Genomic DNA, 15,028 nt, shown 5'->3' on the forward strand with positions numbered 1-15,028 from the left:
AATCAGAGTGACCATAATTTGGGCAGGCCTGCCCGTCCGTTGAGCGATTCGACAAGCGGCACCAGCCGCTTGCGGAGCTGGTAGCCGTCCTCGGCGAACAGCCTCGCAAGAAGCTTGCCAGATTTCCGCACGCTCCAGAAACTGACGCCGCCCTGGCCGCCGACTATGCCCCGGGCCGGCTCGAGCAAAGCCTCTGCCCGCGGCGACACCATCAGCAGCGTCGCCACGGCGACGGCACCGCCGGCAACTGCCGTGCGGTTCAAGGTGGCCGCAATGTCGGGCCCGATGCGGAACTCCTCGGCATGGACCAGCTTCCCGTCCTGGCGGACACGCCAGCGGTCGTGGAAATGGCCTTGCGCTGCCCGTTCACCCATGGCCAGACGGCCGAAGACGGTAGCCTCCAGGATCAGCGCCTCGGCTCCGGCGGCAAGCTCCACGTCAAGTGTGCGGGCAAAGGCCGAGCGGTCGAAGACGATGGTTTCCTGCGGCAGCCAGGCAATATGGCCATCTTCGCCGACGGTCAGCTGCACCCGCACTTCGGCGCGGTCGGATGCGGCGCGGTAGATTTTCTCGCAGGCCTGCGTCGTTATGGTTGCGGCGGCGCCGGCACCGACATCGACCTCCCAGGCGAGACGGTCGCCACCGGTCAGCCCGCCGGCAGTGTTGATCAGGACGGCTTCGAGCGGATCGGCCGAGACCGCCGGCATGCGGATCTTGGCAGAGCCGTCCTGGTACAGCCGCCGAAGACGCGTGCGGCCTCCGTTCCAGTCGCAGCCAAGCCGCGCGACGCCGGCAACACGCTGGGCCGGCACTGGGGTCAAGCTATATGCGATCGTATCCACGACACCAACGTTAAGCACTGCGGCGGCTTTGTCGATATATAGCTTGTTGCTTGACAGCGTTTCGGTTTCTATAGAGGGAGCCACCTTGGTACGGTCACCGGCGCCCGGCGGGGGTAAAAGGCGACGATGACGACGTAATCGAGGACAAAAGGGGCGCTGATCAGTTGGCGTCGGGAAACGACAGAGTTGGGGAAGAAACCGAATGGCTGACCAGCTGGCAAACGATATCATCGCCAAGATCAAGGCTCATGCCGAGCCGGGCGGCGAGGAAATCACCACCAGTACCGAACTGACCGCCCTTGGCATCCATTCGCTGGAACTGACGGAAATCATCTTCGATCTCGAGGAAGAGTATGGCATCGAAATCGAGATGAACACGGTCGATGCCTGGAGCAATCTGAAGAATGTCGGCGACATGGTCGAGGCGGTTCGCGCGCTGATCGCGAAAAAAGCCTGACCGAATGCACAAGCGCATCGTCATCACGGGCATCGGCGGATTATGCGGCCTCGGCACCAATGCACCGGCAATCTGGAATGAGATGCGCGCCGGCCGTTCGGCAATCGGCGCGATCGACAATCCGCTGCTGCATGATCTGAAGGTCAAGGTCGGCTGCGAAATCAAGGCGCTTCCCGAGCACGGCATCGACCGCAAGCAGGTCGTGTCGATGGACCGCTTCAGCCTTCTGGCGACGATCGCCGCGCGGGAGGCGGCACAGCAGGCGGGATTGAACCCGCACGCGGCCAACACCTACCGGATGGGCACCATCGTCGGCGTCGGCGTCTGCGGCTGGGAGGCAATCGAAGAGAACTATCGCGCCATCCTGCTCGAAGGCAAGAACCGCGCCGGCATCTTCACCGTACCGAAAGTAATGCCGGGCGCAGCCGCCGGCCACGTCAGCATGAATCTTGGTCTGCGCGGGCCGGTGTTCGGCATCACCTCTGCCTGCTCGTCATCCAACCACGCCATTGCCTCGGCGGTCGATCAGATCAGGCTCGGCCGGGCCGATGTCATGGTCGCCGGCGGCACCGATGCGCCGCTGGTCTGGGGCATCCTCAAGGGCTGGGAGGCCCTGCGGGTACTGTCGCCGGACACCTGCCGGCCGTTTTCGGCCGACCGCCAAGGGCTCGTGCTCGGCGAAGGCGCCGGCATGGTGGTGCTGGAAACGTATGAGCATGCCATGGCGCGCGGCGCCGCCATCCTTGCCGAAATCGCCGGCGTCGGCCTTTCCGCCGACGCCTCCGACATCGTCGCGCCAACTATCGAAGGGCCTGAGGCGGCGATGCGCTTCTGCCTCGTCGATGCCGGGCTCAATCCCGAGGACGTCGACTATCTCAACGCGCATGGCACCGGCACCAAGGCCAACGACCAGATTGAGACAGCGGCGATCAAGCGTGTCTTCGGCGGCCATGCCTACAAGCTTTCTATCTCCTCGACCAAATCGATGCACGCCCACTGCCTCGGCGCATCCGGCGCGCTGGAAATGATCGCCTGCGTGATGGCGATCCGCGAAGGCATCGTGCCGCCGACGGCCAACTATCGGGAAGCCGACGCCGACTGCGATCTCGACATCACGCCGAACGTGGCGCGCGAACGCACCGTGCGCACCGCGATCAGCAACAGCTTCGCCTTCGGCGGCACCAATGCGGTGCTGGCGGTCAAGGCCGTGTGACCGCACGCCTTGCGGGCCCTTCACCGGGGCCGTGAAACTTTCCATGCGCATATTGATCGCGCCAGGCGTCGCGCCTAACTCTCTGCGACCCGCCATGACCGTGCCGCTCGGCGCGGTCCCCGACCAGGAGTTTCGATGACCGATCTGTCCGCGTTTCCGATCGCCACGCGCTGGCCGGCGAGCCACCCCGACCGCATCCAGCTTTATTCGTTTCCGACGCCGAACGGGGTGAAGATATCGATCGCGCTGGAGGAACTTGGCCTGCCGTACGAGCCGCATGCCGTCGACATCGGCAAGAACGAGAGCTGGACCCCGGAATTCCTGTCTTTGAACCCGAACGGCAAGATACCGGCGATGATCGATCCGAACGGCCCGGGCGGCAAGCCGATCGGCTTGTTCGAATCCGGCGCCATCCTGCTCTACCTCAGCGACAAGACCGGCAAGCTGGTTCCGGCAGACGCAACGCTGCGTTACGAGACGATCCAGTGGGTGTTCTTCCAGATGGCTTCGGTCGGGCCGATGTTCGGCCAAGTCGGTTTCTTCCACAAATTCGCCGGGCGCGAAATCGCCGACAAGCGCCCGCTGGAACGTTATCGCGACGAGTCGCGACGGCTGATCGGCGTCCTCGAAACGAGGCTCAAGCGCCGCAGCTGGATCATGGGCGACGACTACACCATCGCCGACATTTCGATGCTTGGATGGGTGCGCAATCTGATCAGTTTTTACGAGGCACGGGAACTCGTCGGTTTCGACGACTTCCCCAGCGTGGGCGCATGGCTGGAGCGCGGCCTTGCCCGGCCGGCGGTGCAGAGGGGCCTCACCATTCCGGCCAGAGCCTGATCGAAAGCCTGACTGGACCGGCTATTTTGCCTTGGTCCGGCGTTTCGAGCTCTTGCCGACTACGGAAGCGGCAAGCGACGCCGCACCTTTGGCGGTCGCAAGCACGGCACCAGCGGCGACGTTGGCCGTCGTTTTGACGGTGCGCATTGCGCTGCCTGCGATCGATGCGCTGCTGCTTACCGGCTTTTTAGGGCTGGCGGCTTTGGGAGCTGCGGCCTTGCTCGCAGCAGGCATCACCTTTTTCGGCGCTGCCTTGCCAAAGCTGGGCTTTGCCGCATCCTTGGAACGCGTCGCCGCTGCCCGGCCGGCGCTGGTTTTCGCTCGGGTTGCTTTTGATCGTGTTGCCCTGCCCTTGGCGGGCGCAGGCTTTCTTGCCATGGTTTCCATCGAACTGTTCCCTCATGCGGCACGATTGCCGTGTCCGGGATAACGGCCTGAAAGTGTTAAGGTTCCGGCCGAACAGTCCTTACAGATCAGGCCTGCTCACCGACCACCAGGTCGGCGGGCCGCCGACGGGCAAGCACGCGATCGATGTTCGGCATGTCGTTGGAAACGATCCAGGCGCGCGCGTCCTCGTCGGACCGGCCGTGCTCGTGCCATCGCTCCAGCAGCCGGCGCTCGAGCTCGGCGCGCGGCACATCGACAAAGATCGAGAAGTCGAACAGCGGCGCCAGCCGCGTCCATGGCTCTTCGTCGAGCAGCAGATAATTGCCTTCAACCAGGATGAATTTGGTCTCGGCGGCGATGATCGCAGCGGCGGCGCGCGACAGCTCCATGCTGCGGTCGAAGACCGGGATGGCGATATCCGGCTCGCCGGCGCGGATGCGCTTCAGCAGCGTTTCGAAGCCGGCAAAATCAAAGGTTTCCGGGGCACCTTTTCGCGCGCGAAGGCCGCGCCGCTCGAGCACGACATCGTCGTAATGGAAGCCGTCCATCGGCACGACTTCCGCCGTGCCTTCCGGCAGCAAGTCGTGCAACCCTGCCGACAATGTCGATTTGCCGGCGCCGGGCGGACCGGCAATGGCAACGACGAAGCGCGGCGCCCTGCCGGCGCGCTTGAAAATGGCAGCAGCGATATGGGCGATCTCGGACATTGGCCCCCTTACGTTGGTTCTGGCGCATTTTGGCGGCAGTTTTCGGAAATTTCAAACGCCGGATTGTGCCAGGCCTTCAATCGGGCCTGGATTGGCCGATCCGCAGGAAATCGCTGTCGAAGCCGATGTCGCGCACCGCATCATCGGCGGCCAGGATGCGCATGCGGCCCGGCGAGGTCGTGACGTCGCGCGGCGGCTCGCCGGATGGCCATGGCAGTGCGCCGATGACATGGCGGAACGAAAAGCTGCGCCCTTCAGAAAGGGCAAAGGCGGTCGCCACGCCTTCGCGCTTCAGCCAATTGTCGCCGAGCGATGCGGCGTGGCCGACGGCGGTGCGGCCGTCCTCGATGCCGAGCACGCCGCGATGGCGGCCACTCCATGGCGCATAATCGCGCCCGCCATTGCTGACCCACAGCATGGTGACCGGCAATTCGGCCGGGTTCTTCAGCACCAGCACGAGATCGGCTTCCGCCTGGCGCGCCAGCGCCGTCCAGCCCGGCCCGCCATGATCGGCCTCGACCAGCGTGACGAAATCCTCACGCTCCTGGTCCATGCGATAGGTGGTCAGGTCGATCGTGCCGCCATCGGCGGCGGGAAAGCGCGTCAGGTCGGCGCTGCGCGCCGGGTAGGCGAGCAAAGAGCGGCCGCGGGCCGGATCGGGCTCAGGCGCCTCGTTCGGCGTTGCGGCAAAGCGCTTCGCCGAGAACGCCAGCTTGCCGCCGGCCTTCATCACCGTCATCGGGTGGTGGGCGACGGGAATGGCGCCGGCGCCGCCGGAAAAGACGTGCTCCTGATAGAGAAGGGGATGATCGTTGCGCAAGGTCAGGATCTTGTCGACGGTTGCGCCCATGACCGGGCGCTGCAGACGGAAGACGGCGCGCCAGCCATCGGCCGTTGCTGCGCTATCGACGACGTCCCAGCGACTATTGGCCGGCCAGCCATGCAAAGGTGCCGCTTCGACGTCGCTGGTCGAGAACGGCGCGCACAGGAAATCGCCCGACAGGTGGACCGTCCCTTCAGGCAGGTCTTTCGGCAGCGTCTCGCGCGGCTCGCCGACCCAGGGTGCGCGATGCAGCGGCTTCAGCCGACGGCCATCGATCTCGATCGCCATGTCGGCGAGATGGCCGACGGCCAGATCGACCGATACCGAAATGCCCTTTGCCGTGATCGTGACCGTATCCATGTGCACCTACCGATTCTCCCGGCCCGATACTGGCGGCCCGATTCTGCCGGCGCCAGCAAAGCCCACTCGCCGCCGGTTGCGCAAGCGCGGTGGCCGGCAATTCACATCAGACCGCGCCACGTCGGCCTGTGGACAGGGCACCAATCCAGGCACCGACCGATATTAACCAAATGGACTGTGCCTTTGCGTTAAGATAGCTTCGCCTCGTCTCAGAAACAGCCTGCCTTCGGAACTGACTTGTCCGCCTTCCGCTTCTTTTCGCTCATTCACAAATGCGTCGCTGTGCTGGCGCTGCTGCTGGTTGCCGCCGGCTGCACGACGGTGGCGCCGCCCGACAGCGTGCTGGCGGTGCCGGCGCCGCCGCAGAAATATGCCGCCATGGTCATCGATGCCGGCACCGGCAAGACGCTGTTCGAGGTCAATTCGACGGCGCCGCGTTATCCGGCGTCACTGACCAAGATGATGACGCTGTACCTTCTGTTCGAGGCGCTGGACCAGGGCCGCATCAGCAAGGAGACGCAAATTCCGGTGTCGGACAACGCCGCCCGGCAGCCGCCGACCAAGCTGCGGTTCAGGCGCGGCGAGACGATCGACGTCGATTCGGCGATCCGCGCCATCGTCGTCAAATCGGCCAATGACGTGGCGGTCGCCGTTGCCGAATATCTCGGCGGCAGCGAAGAGGCGTTCGCCGGCATGATGACCGCCAAGGCGCGCCAGATCGGCATGAGCAGCACCGTTTTCCGCAACGCCTCGGGCCTGCCGGACGGCGACCAGCACACGAGCGCGCGCGACATGGCGGTGCTCGGCATGGCGCTGCACGCCCGCTTCCCGCAGCATTTCCACTATTTCTCCGAAAGCGACTTCATGTTTCGCGGCAGGCTGGTGCGCGGCCACAACGACATGCTCGGCCGGGTGCGCGGCGTCGACGGCATCAAGACCGGCTACATCAGGGCTTCCGGCTTCAACATCGTTACCTCCTATAATGCGGACGGGCACAGGCTGATCATCGTGGTGATGGGCGCCGACAGCGCGCGCCAGCGCAACGACCATGTCGAGGCGCTGATCCAGCGCAGCCTGTCGACGGGGATGGCGAATGCGACGACGCGGCTGCTGTATGCCGAGCAGCAGTGAGGGCTGACGTCCGGCGGGCGGCGGATCAGGGCGCTCATCAGGCGACAAACGCCGAACCGCCGTTTTGCGCGATACCGCTGAGATACTTTGCCGGCGGCTTGCCAAGCGCTTTCTTGAACATGGTGATGAAGGCGGTGACCGACTCGTAACCGAGATCGGCCGAAACCTGCTGCACGCTCGCGCCGGAGGCCAGCTCGCGCAATGCGACGATCAGGTGCAATTGCTGGCGCCAGCGCCCGAAGGTCAGCCCTGTCTCCTTTACCACGAGACGTGCGAGACTGCTCTCGCTGAGCGCGACGCGACTGGCCCATTGCGCCAAGGTGCTGCGGTCGGCAGTATCTTCCGCCAACGCTGCGGCGATGCGCCTCAAGCGCGGCTCGGACGAGATCGGCAAATGTAGCTGCTGGACAGGCATACGCGGCAGTTCGGCGAGCAGAACCCTGGTCAGGAGCTCGCTCCTGGCGTCCTCGTCCTCACCGCGATCGGCCAGCTCGATGATGAGCTCACGCAGCAACGGCGAGATCGACAGTGTGCAGCACCGGTCCGGCAGGTCGGCAGCTCCCGGCTCGATATAGACGAAGAAAATCCGGGCATTGGCGGTCGCGATATTGCTGTGCTCCATGTCGCCGGGAATCCACACCGCGCAATGCGGCGGCACCATCCACAGGCCGCTGGGGACGCGACATGTGACGCCCCCGCCGAGCGCGAAGACGAGTTGGCCTTTGCGGTGGCGGTGGTCGGGCACCTCCGCCCTGGTTTCGGTAACGTCAACGCGCACGGCGATTGCCGGGGCGAGGACGTCATCCGGATCGAAATTCGGCCAGGGGAAGCGAAGAGGCTGTCTCATTTTGACTGATTTTAGCGATCAAGTGCCAAGATATCTAAATTACTCAACCAGGAAAGTCGATAATTTAGGCCACCGGATGAGTAACTCAGGAGCATGCAGGCGTGCTTCCTGGCCCGGCGCACGAAAACAGGCTGGCGTCCGCCAGGCAGCAGGAAGGTACGAACCATGCTCGGCTTAGTCACATCTTCCGACAGCGCCACCGGGTTGAGGTTCGCCGAGCTTGGCGAGCCCGAGCCCGCCCCGCACGAGGCGCTGGTTTCAGTCCGGGCAGTCTCGCTGAACCGCGGCGAACTGCGCCTGCTCAACATCCGCCCGAATGGCTGGGTGCCTGGCCAGGACGTCGCCGGAATTGTCGAGCGCGCGGCGGCCGATGGCTCCGGGCCGGCCGTCGGCGCCCGGGTTGCGGCGCTGGTCGACGAGGCCGGGTGGGCCGTGCGTGTCGCCGTTCCAACCGACCACCTTGCCGTCCTGCCGGACGGCGTCAGCTTCGTCGCCGCCGCCACCGTTCCGGTCGCCGGCACGACCGCGCTGCGGACCCTGCGCCACGGCGGAGACCTTGCCGGCCAGCGGGTCCTGATTACCGGCGCAAGCGGCGCGGTCGGCCGTTTCCAGATCCAGATCGCCCGCCAGCAGGGCGCGTCGGTGGTGGCGGTCGCCGCCGCCCGGCATACCGAAGATCTCCGCGGCCTGGGAGCCGAGCGGGTCGTGGAGTCGATCGAGCTCGCCGAAGGACTGTTCTCGCTGATTACCGAGTCGGTCGGCGGCGATAGCCTCGCCCACGCCATCGAACGGGTGGCGCCTGGCGGGACCGTCGTCATGTTCGGCTCGAGCAGCGGCGAACTCACGCCCATCGGCTTCCGCCAGTTCGTGCCGGGTCACGAGGGCGCGCGGCTTCAGACCTTCGCCTACTACACTTCCGGTCCGCAGGTCGGCGCCGATATCGCCTCGCTGCTCGCGCTGATCGCTGCCGGCCGGCTCGAAACGCGCGTGGTCCTGACCGTGCCGTGGCGGGACGTCGGCCGGGCTCTGGACGCGCTGCGGCAGCGCAGCATCAGCGGCAAGGCCGTCCTCACCCTGACCGAATGAGCAGGCGGTGGCGCCGGACCAAGCTGCGTTTCGGGCACGGCGGGACGATCGAGGTCGATTCGGCGTTCCGCGCCATCGTCGTCAAATCGGCGCTGTGCCGGAGGTTGAACAGACTACCGGTGTGTTCAATAGCCGTGATGAGAACAGCTTGCAAAGTGTCATCCCGAGGAAGTAGCTGACCGTCCCCTTCTCGGGGGGTCCAGCCCAGCAAAGGCATCAGTGCGTTGAAGATGTTCATCCCATGATGTGCTGAGAGTTCCGATGCGTGCCAAATTGTATACGCTGGGGAAAGATCGGCTGTGATATTCGATCAGGAGCGTCATTCCGCCGCCTCCAGTTCCCGCGCGTCGACCGGCGCCAGCGCCTCGGTCAGCAGCGCGTCGAGCAGGCGGCGACTGGTGGTCTCGGCGGCGGTGAGGCTCGCCTCGAGCTGCTCGCACAGAGCCATCAATGAATCGACCTTGGCGACGATGCGGTGTTGTTCGGCGAGCGGCGGGAGGGGAACAAGCAAGGTCTCGACGCCGCCCACGCGCAGGTGCTGCACCGTTGCGCCGATCGGCTTATCCTGAACACGATCCATCAGCTTTGGATCGCGAAGCGAGTAGATCATGAAATTGCGATCAATCGTGTCGGGCACCAAACGCGCAAGCATCATGCGCTGCCCGAGGCAGATTTGTTCGCCCGAAGGAATGAGGCAGACCTCGCCCATAGGAGCTTCGCGCGTGATGAGAATGTCGCCGGGCTCAGGCGTGCAACGGGCGCTCCAGATTTCATATGTCCGTTGATCGACATACTTCTGGTCGTTCAAGTTCATCCGGCCATCGCGAACATTCGTCGTTCGTATCAAACGAATCCCTGAACTAGCATAGGGCGCAGTCTTGTTCTTGCAGTCGATGACGAGCCCCGAACATTGCAGAAGGGTTGCCCATGCCCAACCGTTGGGAAGTGTCTCCAACCCGTCTGGAACGGACTGCTCGGCCAACTTCTTAATCTGGGTGCGCGCCTCATCCGGGTTCGGGTATCCCGCTTTAAGCAACCCGGCGCGCTCCTTCGCGATGCGCTTCAACAGTTCCGACGCCGGTTCGTCGGTCGCATCCTGCGGCACGAGTTTGCCGCGCACGGCGAGGTTGAGGATGGTCTGGCGCAGGGCCTTGATCTGGTCGGGGCGCGTGGTCAGCGCGGGCAGAGCGTCGAGGGCGAAGCGGGCGTCATCTTGATATGTCTCGGCATCGGGCGCGTTGAGGCGGGCGAGGCTCGCCGCCGCCAGCCGGTCGCGCACCTGCTCGCGGCCCGCCCGCGCCGCTTCCAGCCGGTCGCACAGCGTCATCAATTCATCGACCTTGGCGACGATGCGGTGTTGTTCGGCGAATGGCGGGAGGGGAAAGGGTAGGATTGCGAAATCCGCGTCATTGATCGCCGGATAGGCCTGCCCGCGTTGTTTCTCCTCAACGCACTCCACCATGAACGGGCTACGAAGCACTATCCAGAGATAACGCGGCAGCACAAAGCCGTGCCCGTTCAGGACTGCAAAGGCAGTGCTCGCAATCGGCTCCGGGCTGAATTCGGCCTCTATGACAGCGACGTTCAACAAGTATGGGCGAACGCAAGAATAGATCACGTCGCCCTTCCGTGTGACCTTGCGTGCCCTGCTTGGGGCCTCGCTGGCCGCTAGCACCTTCGGGTCAGCGACGACACCGGCCTCTTTGTCGATGGCCGTCACGTCGATGTAAGTGAATGTCCCTTTCGGGATCTCCTGACCTCGATCGCTGGCAATTTCGCGGATGCGCGTCCAGCGCCAGTTCTGCGGTAAATCGAACGGCGGTTCATCCACGACGGGAAGTGTCTTCGGCTTCCTGATCTCTCCCGCCTTTACGAGCCGCGCCTTCTCCTTCGCGATCCGCTTCAGCAATTCCGACGCCGGCTCGTCGCTCGCGTCCTGCGGCACGACCTTGCCGCGTACCGCCAGATCGAGAATGAAGCGGCGCAACCTCGCAATGGCGTCCGGTGCGTCGGCAATCTGTTCATAATGCACCAACAGGCGTTCAGCATTCATCGGGCGAGCGCCTCAGCGAGTATCGCCTTCAAATGGTCACGCAAGCCCGCCGTCTCGGCCTCGGCCTTGGCTAGAGCCGCCAGCAGCGTTTCCGGGTCGCCGTGATCGTCGGCAACACTGTGCGGGTTCTTGATGTCGAGATTGTAGCCGCGCGCTTTGATATCCTCGGCGCTCACTTTCCACGCCTGCGGTGTTTCTTCGCGGCCCTTCCGCTCCTTGCCGCCCCACCAATCGATGCAGCCCTGAAAATGCTCCAGTCGGATCGGTTTGGTCATGGAATAGGCTTTTTGACCTTCCGGCACGCGGTGTTCGTAGAACCAGACGTGCTTGGTCGGCGCGCCCTTTTCGAAGAACAGGAGGTTAGTGCCGATCGAGGCATAGGGTTTGAACACGGAGTTAGGCAGGCGAACGATGGTGTGGAGGGTGCACTCCTCCATCAGATGTTCCTTGAGCCGCGTCTTGACGCCCTCGCCGAACAGGGTGCCGTCGGGCAGCACCACGGCGGCGCGGCCGTCGGCCTTCAGCAGCCGCACGATGAGCGCGAGGAATAGGTCGGCCGTTTCCTTGGTGCGAAAGGTCGGAAAGTTGTTTTCGATGCCGTCCTCCTCGCGCCCGCCAAAGGGAGGATTGGTGACGACGATATCAACGCGCTCGTCCTTGCTCCATGAAATCAGCGGCCGGGCTAGCGTGTTGTCATGGCGCACGAAGCTCGGGTCTTCGATGCCGTGCAGCAGCATGTTGGTGACGCAGAGCATGTGCGGAAGTTGCTTCTTCTCCACCGCCCGCAAGGCGCCCTGCATCGTCTCACGCTGCGCGGGCGTGCGGACGTGGCCTTTTTCCATGTGACGAATAGCGCAGGTGAGAAAGCCACCCGTGCCGCAAGCGGGATCGAACAGCGTTTCTCCTGGGCGCGGGTCAATGCGATCAACCATGAAGGCAGTCACGGCGCGCGGTGTATAATATTCGCCGGCATTGCCTGCCGATTGAAGATCATTCAGCAACTGCTCATAGAACTCGCCGAAGTGCCGCCGCTCGTCGAGATTATTGAAATCAACCTCATTGATCTTGTTTAAGACCTGCCGGATGAGGTGTCCGGATTTCATGTAATTGTACGCGTCCTCGAACACGTCGCGCACTACGCGGCGCCGGTCGCCCGGTTTTCCAGTGAGCTGCAAGCCTTTCAATGCAGGGAAAAGTTCATCATTGATAAAATCGAGCATAGCTTGCCCGGTGATGCCTTCTGGGTCGGCCGCCCAGTTGCGCCACTGGAGTTTTTCCGGAATCGGCGAGTGGTAGCCGTCCTTAGTCAGTTCAAGTTCTTGATCCTGATCGTCGATGATCTTGAGGAAGAACATCCAACACAACTGGCTGATGCGCTGCGCGTCGCCATCAACGCCAACATCCTGGCGCATGATGTCCTGGATGGATTTGACAGTGGTGCGGACAATCATTGGCTATGCGATCTCCTGGTAAAGGGCATCCTGCATTTCGTGGACGGCCTTTTCAAAGCCTTCCTTGCCGCCGAACGCCTTGATTAGTTGGACGACGCTGCCCATCGCAGTGAAGGGCGTCACCTTCAGCACGTTGGCGTCGTCGAGATTGATTACGCCCTCGTCGCGATATTTTTCGAGCAGCGCATCGAGCACGGCGCGGGCTTGTGGCCCGTATTTGGTGAATACGTCGCGCTTCTTGACGTTTTCGGCACGCTCGCGGCGTGTCAAAAGTTTCTTGTCGAATGCCACGTGGCAGATCAGATCGAAGGGATCGAGGTTCTTGCCCAGTTCATCCGCGATGGCGTCAAGCGCCAGGCCCTCGGCTTCTAGTTCCTCAACGATCGCGTGTTTGCGTTCGGCAGATTTCCAGCGTCTGAGGAAATCGTCGAGACTGGCGAAACGCTTCTTCAACGCCGTCTTAGTGAAATCGCGCAAGCTTTCGGTGACGAGCTTGCCGTTCTCGTCAAGATATTCGACGCGCTCGGCGACGATGCGGGCGCCGACGCCGTCCACGTAAATCTTGCGCACCTGGTTTCCCGGCGATAGCGGAAAGCCCGGCTGATCGACTATGGTTTCGTCTTCGCCCGGTTCGTATGGCGCTTGATCAATTTCACCAAAACCGACTGCAGAATCGTCGGGCGGCGTGATCGGATCGTCTTCGCTGGGCTCATAAATCTGCACCGGATCGCCATCGAACTCCGGATCTGCGAAATGTGAGGTTGCGCCACGGAAGTCGATCAGCGTGAAGTAGAATTTTTTGGTGTCCTCGTGAACGCGGGTGCCACGCCCGACGATTTGCTTGAACTCGGTCATCGACCCTACCGTGCGATCGAGCACGATTAGCCGACAGGTCTGCGCGTCAACCCCAGTCGACAAAAGCCGCGAGGTCGTGACTAGAACGGGATACTTCGATTCCGGGTCAAGGAAATTGCCGAGCTGGTCCTGGCCATCGCTGTCACCGCCGGTGATCCGCAAGACATATCGGTGGTTCTCGTCGCAAAGATCCTTGTTCTCGTTGATGAGTGCCTGTCGCATACGCGCTGCGTGCTCCCGGTCAACGCAGAACACGATGGTTTTCTGGAAGCGGTCGCCGGTTTCCTTTAGAAATTCGGTGACCTTCTTGGCGGTAAGCAAAGTGCGGTCGTCAAGAACCAGCGTCCGGTCGAAATCCTTAGCGTTATAGATTCGATCCTCGACTTCGTTACCATCTCGGTCGAGTTGCCCAAGTTCCGGGCGATAGCCCTCAACGTCGCGATCGATGTGGACCTTGATGACTTTGTAGGGTGCAAGGAAGCCGTCACTGATGCCCTGGCGCAATGAATAGGTGAAGATTGGCTCGCCGAAATAATCGGCGTTTGAAACGTATTCCGTTTCTTTCGGCGTGGCTGTTAGGCCGATCTGCGTTGCACCGGAAAAGTGGGTAAGGATTTCGCGCCATGCGGAATCCTCGGCCGCGCTGCCACGATGGCATTCGTCGATTACGATCAGATCGAAGAAGCCGGGCGAGAACTCCTTGTAGAGTTTCTGGCGCTCCTCCGGCCCGGTGATGGCCTGATAGAGACCGAGATAGACCTCGAAGGCGGTGTCGATGCGCCGCTTCCTGTCGAGCGCCAGTGTCAGATCGACCGTGGTGCCGTCCTGCCGCTCGATCGTCTTTGCATTCGTCGAAAGCTTCGCCATCGACGCGCCGAACGGGCGAAAGTCGTTCACCATCGTCTGGTCGATCAACACGTTGCGGTCGGCGAGGAAGAGTATGCGTTTCTTACGACCCGCCTTCCACAGACGCCAGATGATCTGAAACGCCGTGTAGGTCTTGCCCGTCCCCGTCGCCATGACGAGCAGCACGCGGTCGCGACCCTTGGCGATGGCCTCGATCGCGGCGTTGACGGCGTTTACCTGATAATAACGGGGGGCTTTGCCGCTACCGTCGTCGAAATAATCCTGAAGCACGATCTGTTCTGCTTCCGGGCTGAGGCCCTTCCAGGCGCGATAGCGTGCCCAAAGATTGGCGGGCGACGGAAAGGCGTCGAGGCCGAGGTTCGCCTCCTTGGTGTCGCTCTGGCCCGTGCGGTCGTGAAAGACGAAACCGTCGCCGTTTGAGGAAAAGACGAAGGGGATGTCCAGCGTCGCGGCGTAGTCGAGGCCCTGCTGGATACCATCGCCAACGCCGTGGTTGTTGTCCTTCGCTTCGATCAACGCGATGGGGATGTTCGGCTTATAGTAGAGAACGAAGTCGGCCTTTTTCGCCTTGCCGCGAGTCACCAGCTTCCCGCGCACGATGATCCGGCCCTTGGTGAAATAGACCTCCTCCCGAACCTGCATCATCTCGTCCCATCCAGCGCGCTTGACGGCAGGCAAGATGAATTTCGTGCAGATGTCGCGTTCGGTGAGGCTTCGTTTGTCCATCAGTGATGTCCCCCCAACTTGGCTCTATGGGGTAAGCTCACTCCGATCAAGGGTGCAGTTCAACACATCGGCTAGCGAGCTGCTTAAAGCCACTTTGCGGGGGCCTTCGGAATTCGCCTAAACTCGACTTGCCCGTTGAAGCCGGCGCCTGCTTCCGCTAAGAAGCCGTGGCTGGCCGGTTCACCGGCTGGTTCGTTTTTGGGATCACCGATCCTGAAGGCACCCGTAGCTCAGCTGGATAGAGCGCTGCCCTCCGAAGGCAGAGGTCACAGGTTCGAATCCTGTCGGGTGCGCCAACTTTCAAGTGTACGGCCCGGACACATAGGTTACGGTTTATACCGGAGACATGGTGGACCGCACCCCTGGGTGAGACACCAATTAGG

At 62.7% G+C, this 15,028-nt stretch carries 13 protein-coding genes and 1 tRNA gene; 7 read left to right on the forward strand and 7 right to left on the reverse strand.

The window, feature by feature from the left end:
* Positions 1–2 precede the first annotated feature (2 nt).
* Positions 3–842 (reverse strand): urease accessory protein UreD, encoded by an 840-nt coding sequence (locus tag NKH70_RS01475; protein ID WP_352911915.1) that lies wholly within the window; start codon positions 840–842, stop codon positions 3–5.
* A 202-nt stretch (positions 843–1,044) separates the two neighbouring features.
* Between NKH70_RS01475 and NKH70_RS01480 the strand changes: the two genes are divergently transcribed.
* The 4 genes from NKH70_RS01480 to NKH70_RS01495 all read left to right on the forward strand — a co-directional run bounded on the left by NKH70_RS01480 (position 1,045) and on the right by NKH70_RS01495 (position 3,782).
* Positions 1,045–1,299: an acyl carrier protein gene (locus tag NKH70_RS01480; protein ID WP_023677013.1), complete on the forward strand. Its 255-nt coding sequence runs from the start codon at positions 1,045–1,047 to the stop codon at positions 1,297–1,299.
* A gap of 4 nt (positions 1,300–1,303) precedes the next feature.
* The gene (locus tag NKH70_RS01485; RefSeq protein WP_352467770.1) at positions 1,304–2,512 is read left to right on the forward strand and encodes a beta-ketoacyl-[acyl-carrier-protein] synthase family protein; all 1,209 of its coding nucleotides are present in this window, start codon (positions 1,304–1,306) and stop codon (positions 2,510–2,512) included.
* Between the two features lie 135 nt (positions 2,513–2,647).
* Positions 2,648–3,352, forward strand: a complete 705-nt coding sequence (locus NKH70_RS01490) for a glutathione S-transferase family protein (protein WP_353024775.1) — start codon at positions 2,648–2,650, stop codon at positions 3,350–3,352.
* A gap of 121 nt (positions 3,353–3,473) precedes the next feature.
* On the forward strand, positions 3,474–3,782 hold the full coding sequence (locus NKH70_RS01495; protein ID WP_353024776.1) for a hypothetical protein: 309 nt from the start codon (positions 3,474–3,476) through the stop codon (positions 3,780–3,782).
* A gap of 43 nt (positions 3,783–3,825) precedes the next feature.
* Here NKH70_RS01495 and NKH70_RS01500 read toward each other — a convergent pair whose 3' ends face one another.
* Positions 3,826–4,446, reverse strand: a complete 621-nt coding sequence (locus tag NKH70_RS01500; RefSeq protein ID WP_352911926.1) for a nucleoside triphosphate hydrolase — start codon at positions 4,444–4,446, stop codon at positions 3,826–3,828.
* A gap of 76 nt (positions 4,447–4,522) precedes the next feature.
* A complete protein-coding gene (locus tag NKH70_RS01505) occupies positions 4,523–5,629 on the reverse strand; it encodes a hypothetical protein (protein ID WP_352911928.1) in 1,107 nt (368 codons plus the stop codon).
* A 237-nt stretch (positions 5,630–5,866) separates the two neighbouring features.
* On the opposite strand from NKH70_RS01505, the gene NKH70_RS01510 reads away from it, so the two are divergent.
* Positions 5,867–6,760, forward strand: a complete 894-nt coding sequence (locus NKH70_RS01510; RefSeq protein ID WP_353024777.1) for a D-alanyl-D-alanine carboxypeptidase family protein — start codon at positions 5,867–5,869, stop codon at positions 6,758–6,760.
* 37 nt (positions 6,761–6,797) lie between these two features.
* Here the strand turns inward: NKH70_RS01510 and NKH70_RS01515 are convergent, their stop codons facing one another.
* Positions 6,798–7,607 carry an AraC family transcriptional regulator gene (locus NKH70_RS01515; protein ID WP_352911933.1) on the reverse strand — a complete coding sequence of 270 codons (810 nt, stop codon included), beginning with the start codon at positions 7,605–7,607 and terminating at the stop codon, positions 6,798–6,800.
* Between the two features lie 165 nt (positions 7,608–7,772).
* Here NKH70_RS01515 and NKH70_RS01520 point away from each other — a divergent pair, with 165 nt between their 5' ends.
* Entirely contained in the window at positions 7,773–8,693 is a 921-nt protein-coding gene (locus NKH70_RS01520; protein WP_352911936.1) for a zinc-binding dehydrogenase, read from the forward strand.
* A 319-nt stretch (positions 8,694–9,012) separates the two neighbouring features.
* On the opposite strand, the gene NKH70_RS01525 is transcribed toward NKH70_RS01520, so the two are convergent.
* The 3 genes from NKH70_RS01525 to hsdR are packed head-to-tail and all read right to left on the reverse strand — an operon-like array spanning position 9,013 to position 14,645.
* The gene (locus NKH70_RS01525; protein WP_352911938.1) at positions 9,013–10,746 is read right to left on the reverse strand and encodes a restriction endonuclease subunit S; all 1,734 of its coding nucleotides are present in this window, start codon (positions 10,744–10,746) and stop codon (positions 9,013–9,015) included.
* Positions 10,743–12,197, reverse strand: a complete 1,455-nt coding sequence (locus tag NKH70_RS01530; protein ID WP_352977123.1) for a type I restriction-modification system subunit M — start codon at positions 12,195–12,197, stop codon at positions 10,743–10,745. The genes NKH70_RS01525 and NKH70_RS01530 overlap by 4 nt, the downstream gene beginning before the upstream one ends.
* A 3-nt stretch (positions 12,198–12,200) precedes the next feature.
* A complete protein-coding gene (gene hsdR, locus NKH70_RS01535; RefSeq protein ID WP_353024778.1) occupies positions 12,201–14,645 on the reverse strand; it encodes an EcoAI/FtnUII family type I restriction enzme subunit R in 2,445 nt (814 codons plus the stop codon).
* A 219-nt stretch (positions 14,646–14,864) separates the two neighbouring features.
* On the opposite strand from hsdR, the gene NKH70_RS01540 reads away from it, so the two are divergent.
* Positions 14,865–14,941 (forward strand) — tRNA-Arg (locus NKH70_RS01540).
* The last annotated feature ends 87 nt before the right edge of the window (positions 14,942–15,028 follow it).

This window comes from Mesorhizobium sp. M0991, assembly GCF_040318915.1.
GTDB lineage: Bacteria > Pseudomonadota > Alphaproteobacteria > Rhizobiales > Rhizobiaceae > Mesorhizobium.

Excerpts from the sequence above, each read along its gene's own strand:
- NKH70_RS01480 (WP_023677013.1), top strand. The coding sequence starts at position 1,045 with ATGGCTGACCAGCTGGCAAACGATATCATCGCCAAGATCAAGGCTCAT.
- NKH70_RS01485 (WP_352467770.1), top strand. The coding sequence starts at position 1,304 with ATGCACAAGCGCATCGTCATCACGGGCATCGGCGGATTATGCGGCCTC.
- hsdR (WP_353024778.1), bottom strand. The coding sequence starts at position 14,645 with ATGGACAAACGAAGCCTCACCGAACGCGACATCTGCACGAAATTCATC.
- NKH70_RS01525 (WP_352911938.1), bottom strand. The coding sequence starts at position 10,746 with ATGAATGCTGAACGCCTGTTGGTGCATTATGAACAGATTGCCGACGCA.
- NKH70_RS01500 (WP_352911926.1), bottom strand. The coding sequence starts at position 4,446 with ATGTCCGAGATCGCCCATATCGCTGCTGCCATTTTCAAGCGCGCCGGC.
- NKH70_RS01530 (WP_352977123.1), bottom strand. The coding sequence starts at position 12,197 with ATGATTGTCCGCACCACTGTCAAATCCATCCAGGACATCATGCGCCAG.
- NKH70_RS01520 (WP_352911936.1), top strand. The coding sequence starts at position 7,773 with ATGCTCGGCTTAGTCACATCTTCCGACAGCGCCACCGGGTTGAGGTTC.
- NKH70_RS01505 (WP_352911928.1), bottom strand. The coding sequence starts at position 5,629 with ATGGATACGGTCACGATCACGGCAAAGGGCATTTCGGTATCGGTCGAT.
- NKH70_RS01490 (WP_353024775.1), top strand. The coding sequence starts at position 2,648 with ATGACCGATCTGTCCGCGTTTCCGATCGCCACGCGCTGGCCGGCGAGC.
- NKH70_RS01515 (WP_352911933.1), bottom strand. The coding sequence starts at position 7,607 with ATGAGACAGCCTCTTCGCTTCCCCTGGCCGAATTTCGATCCGGATGAC.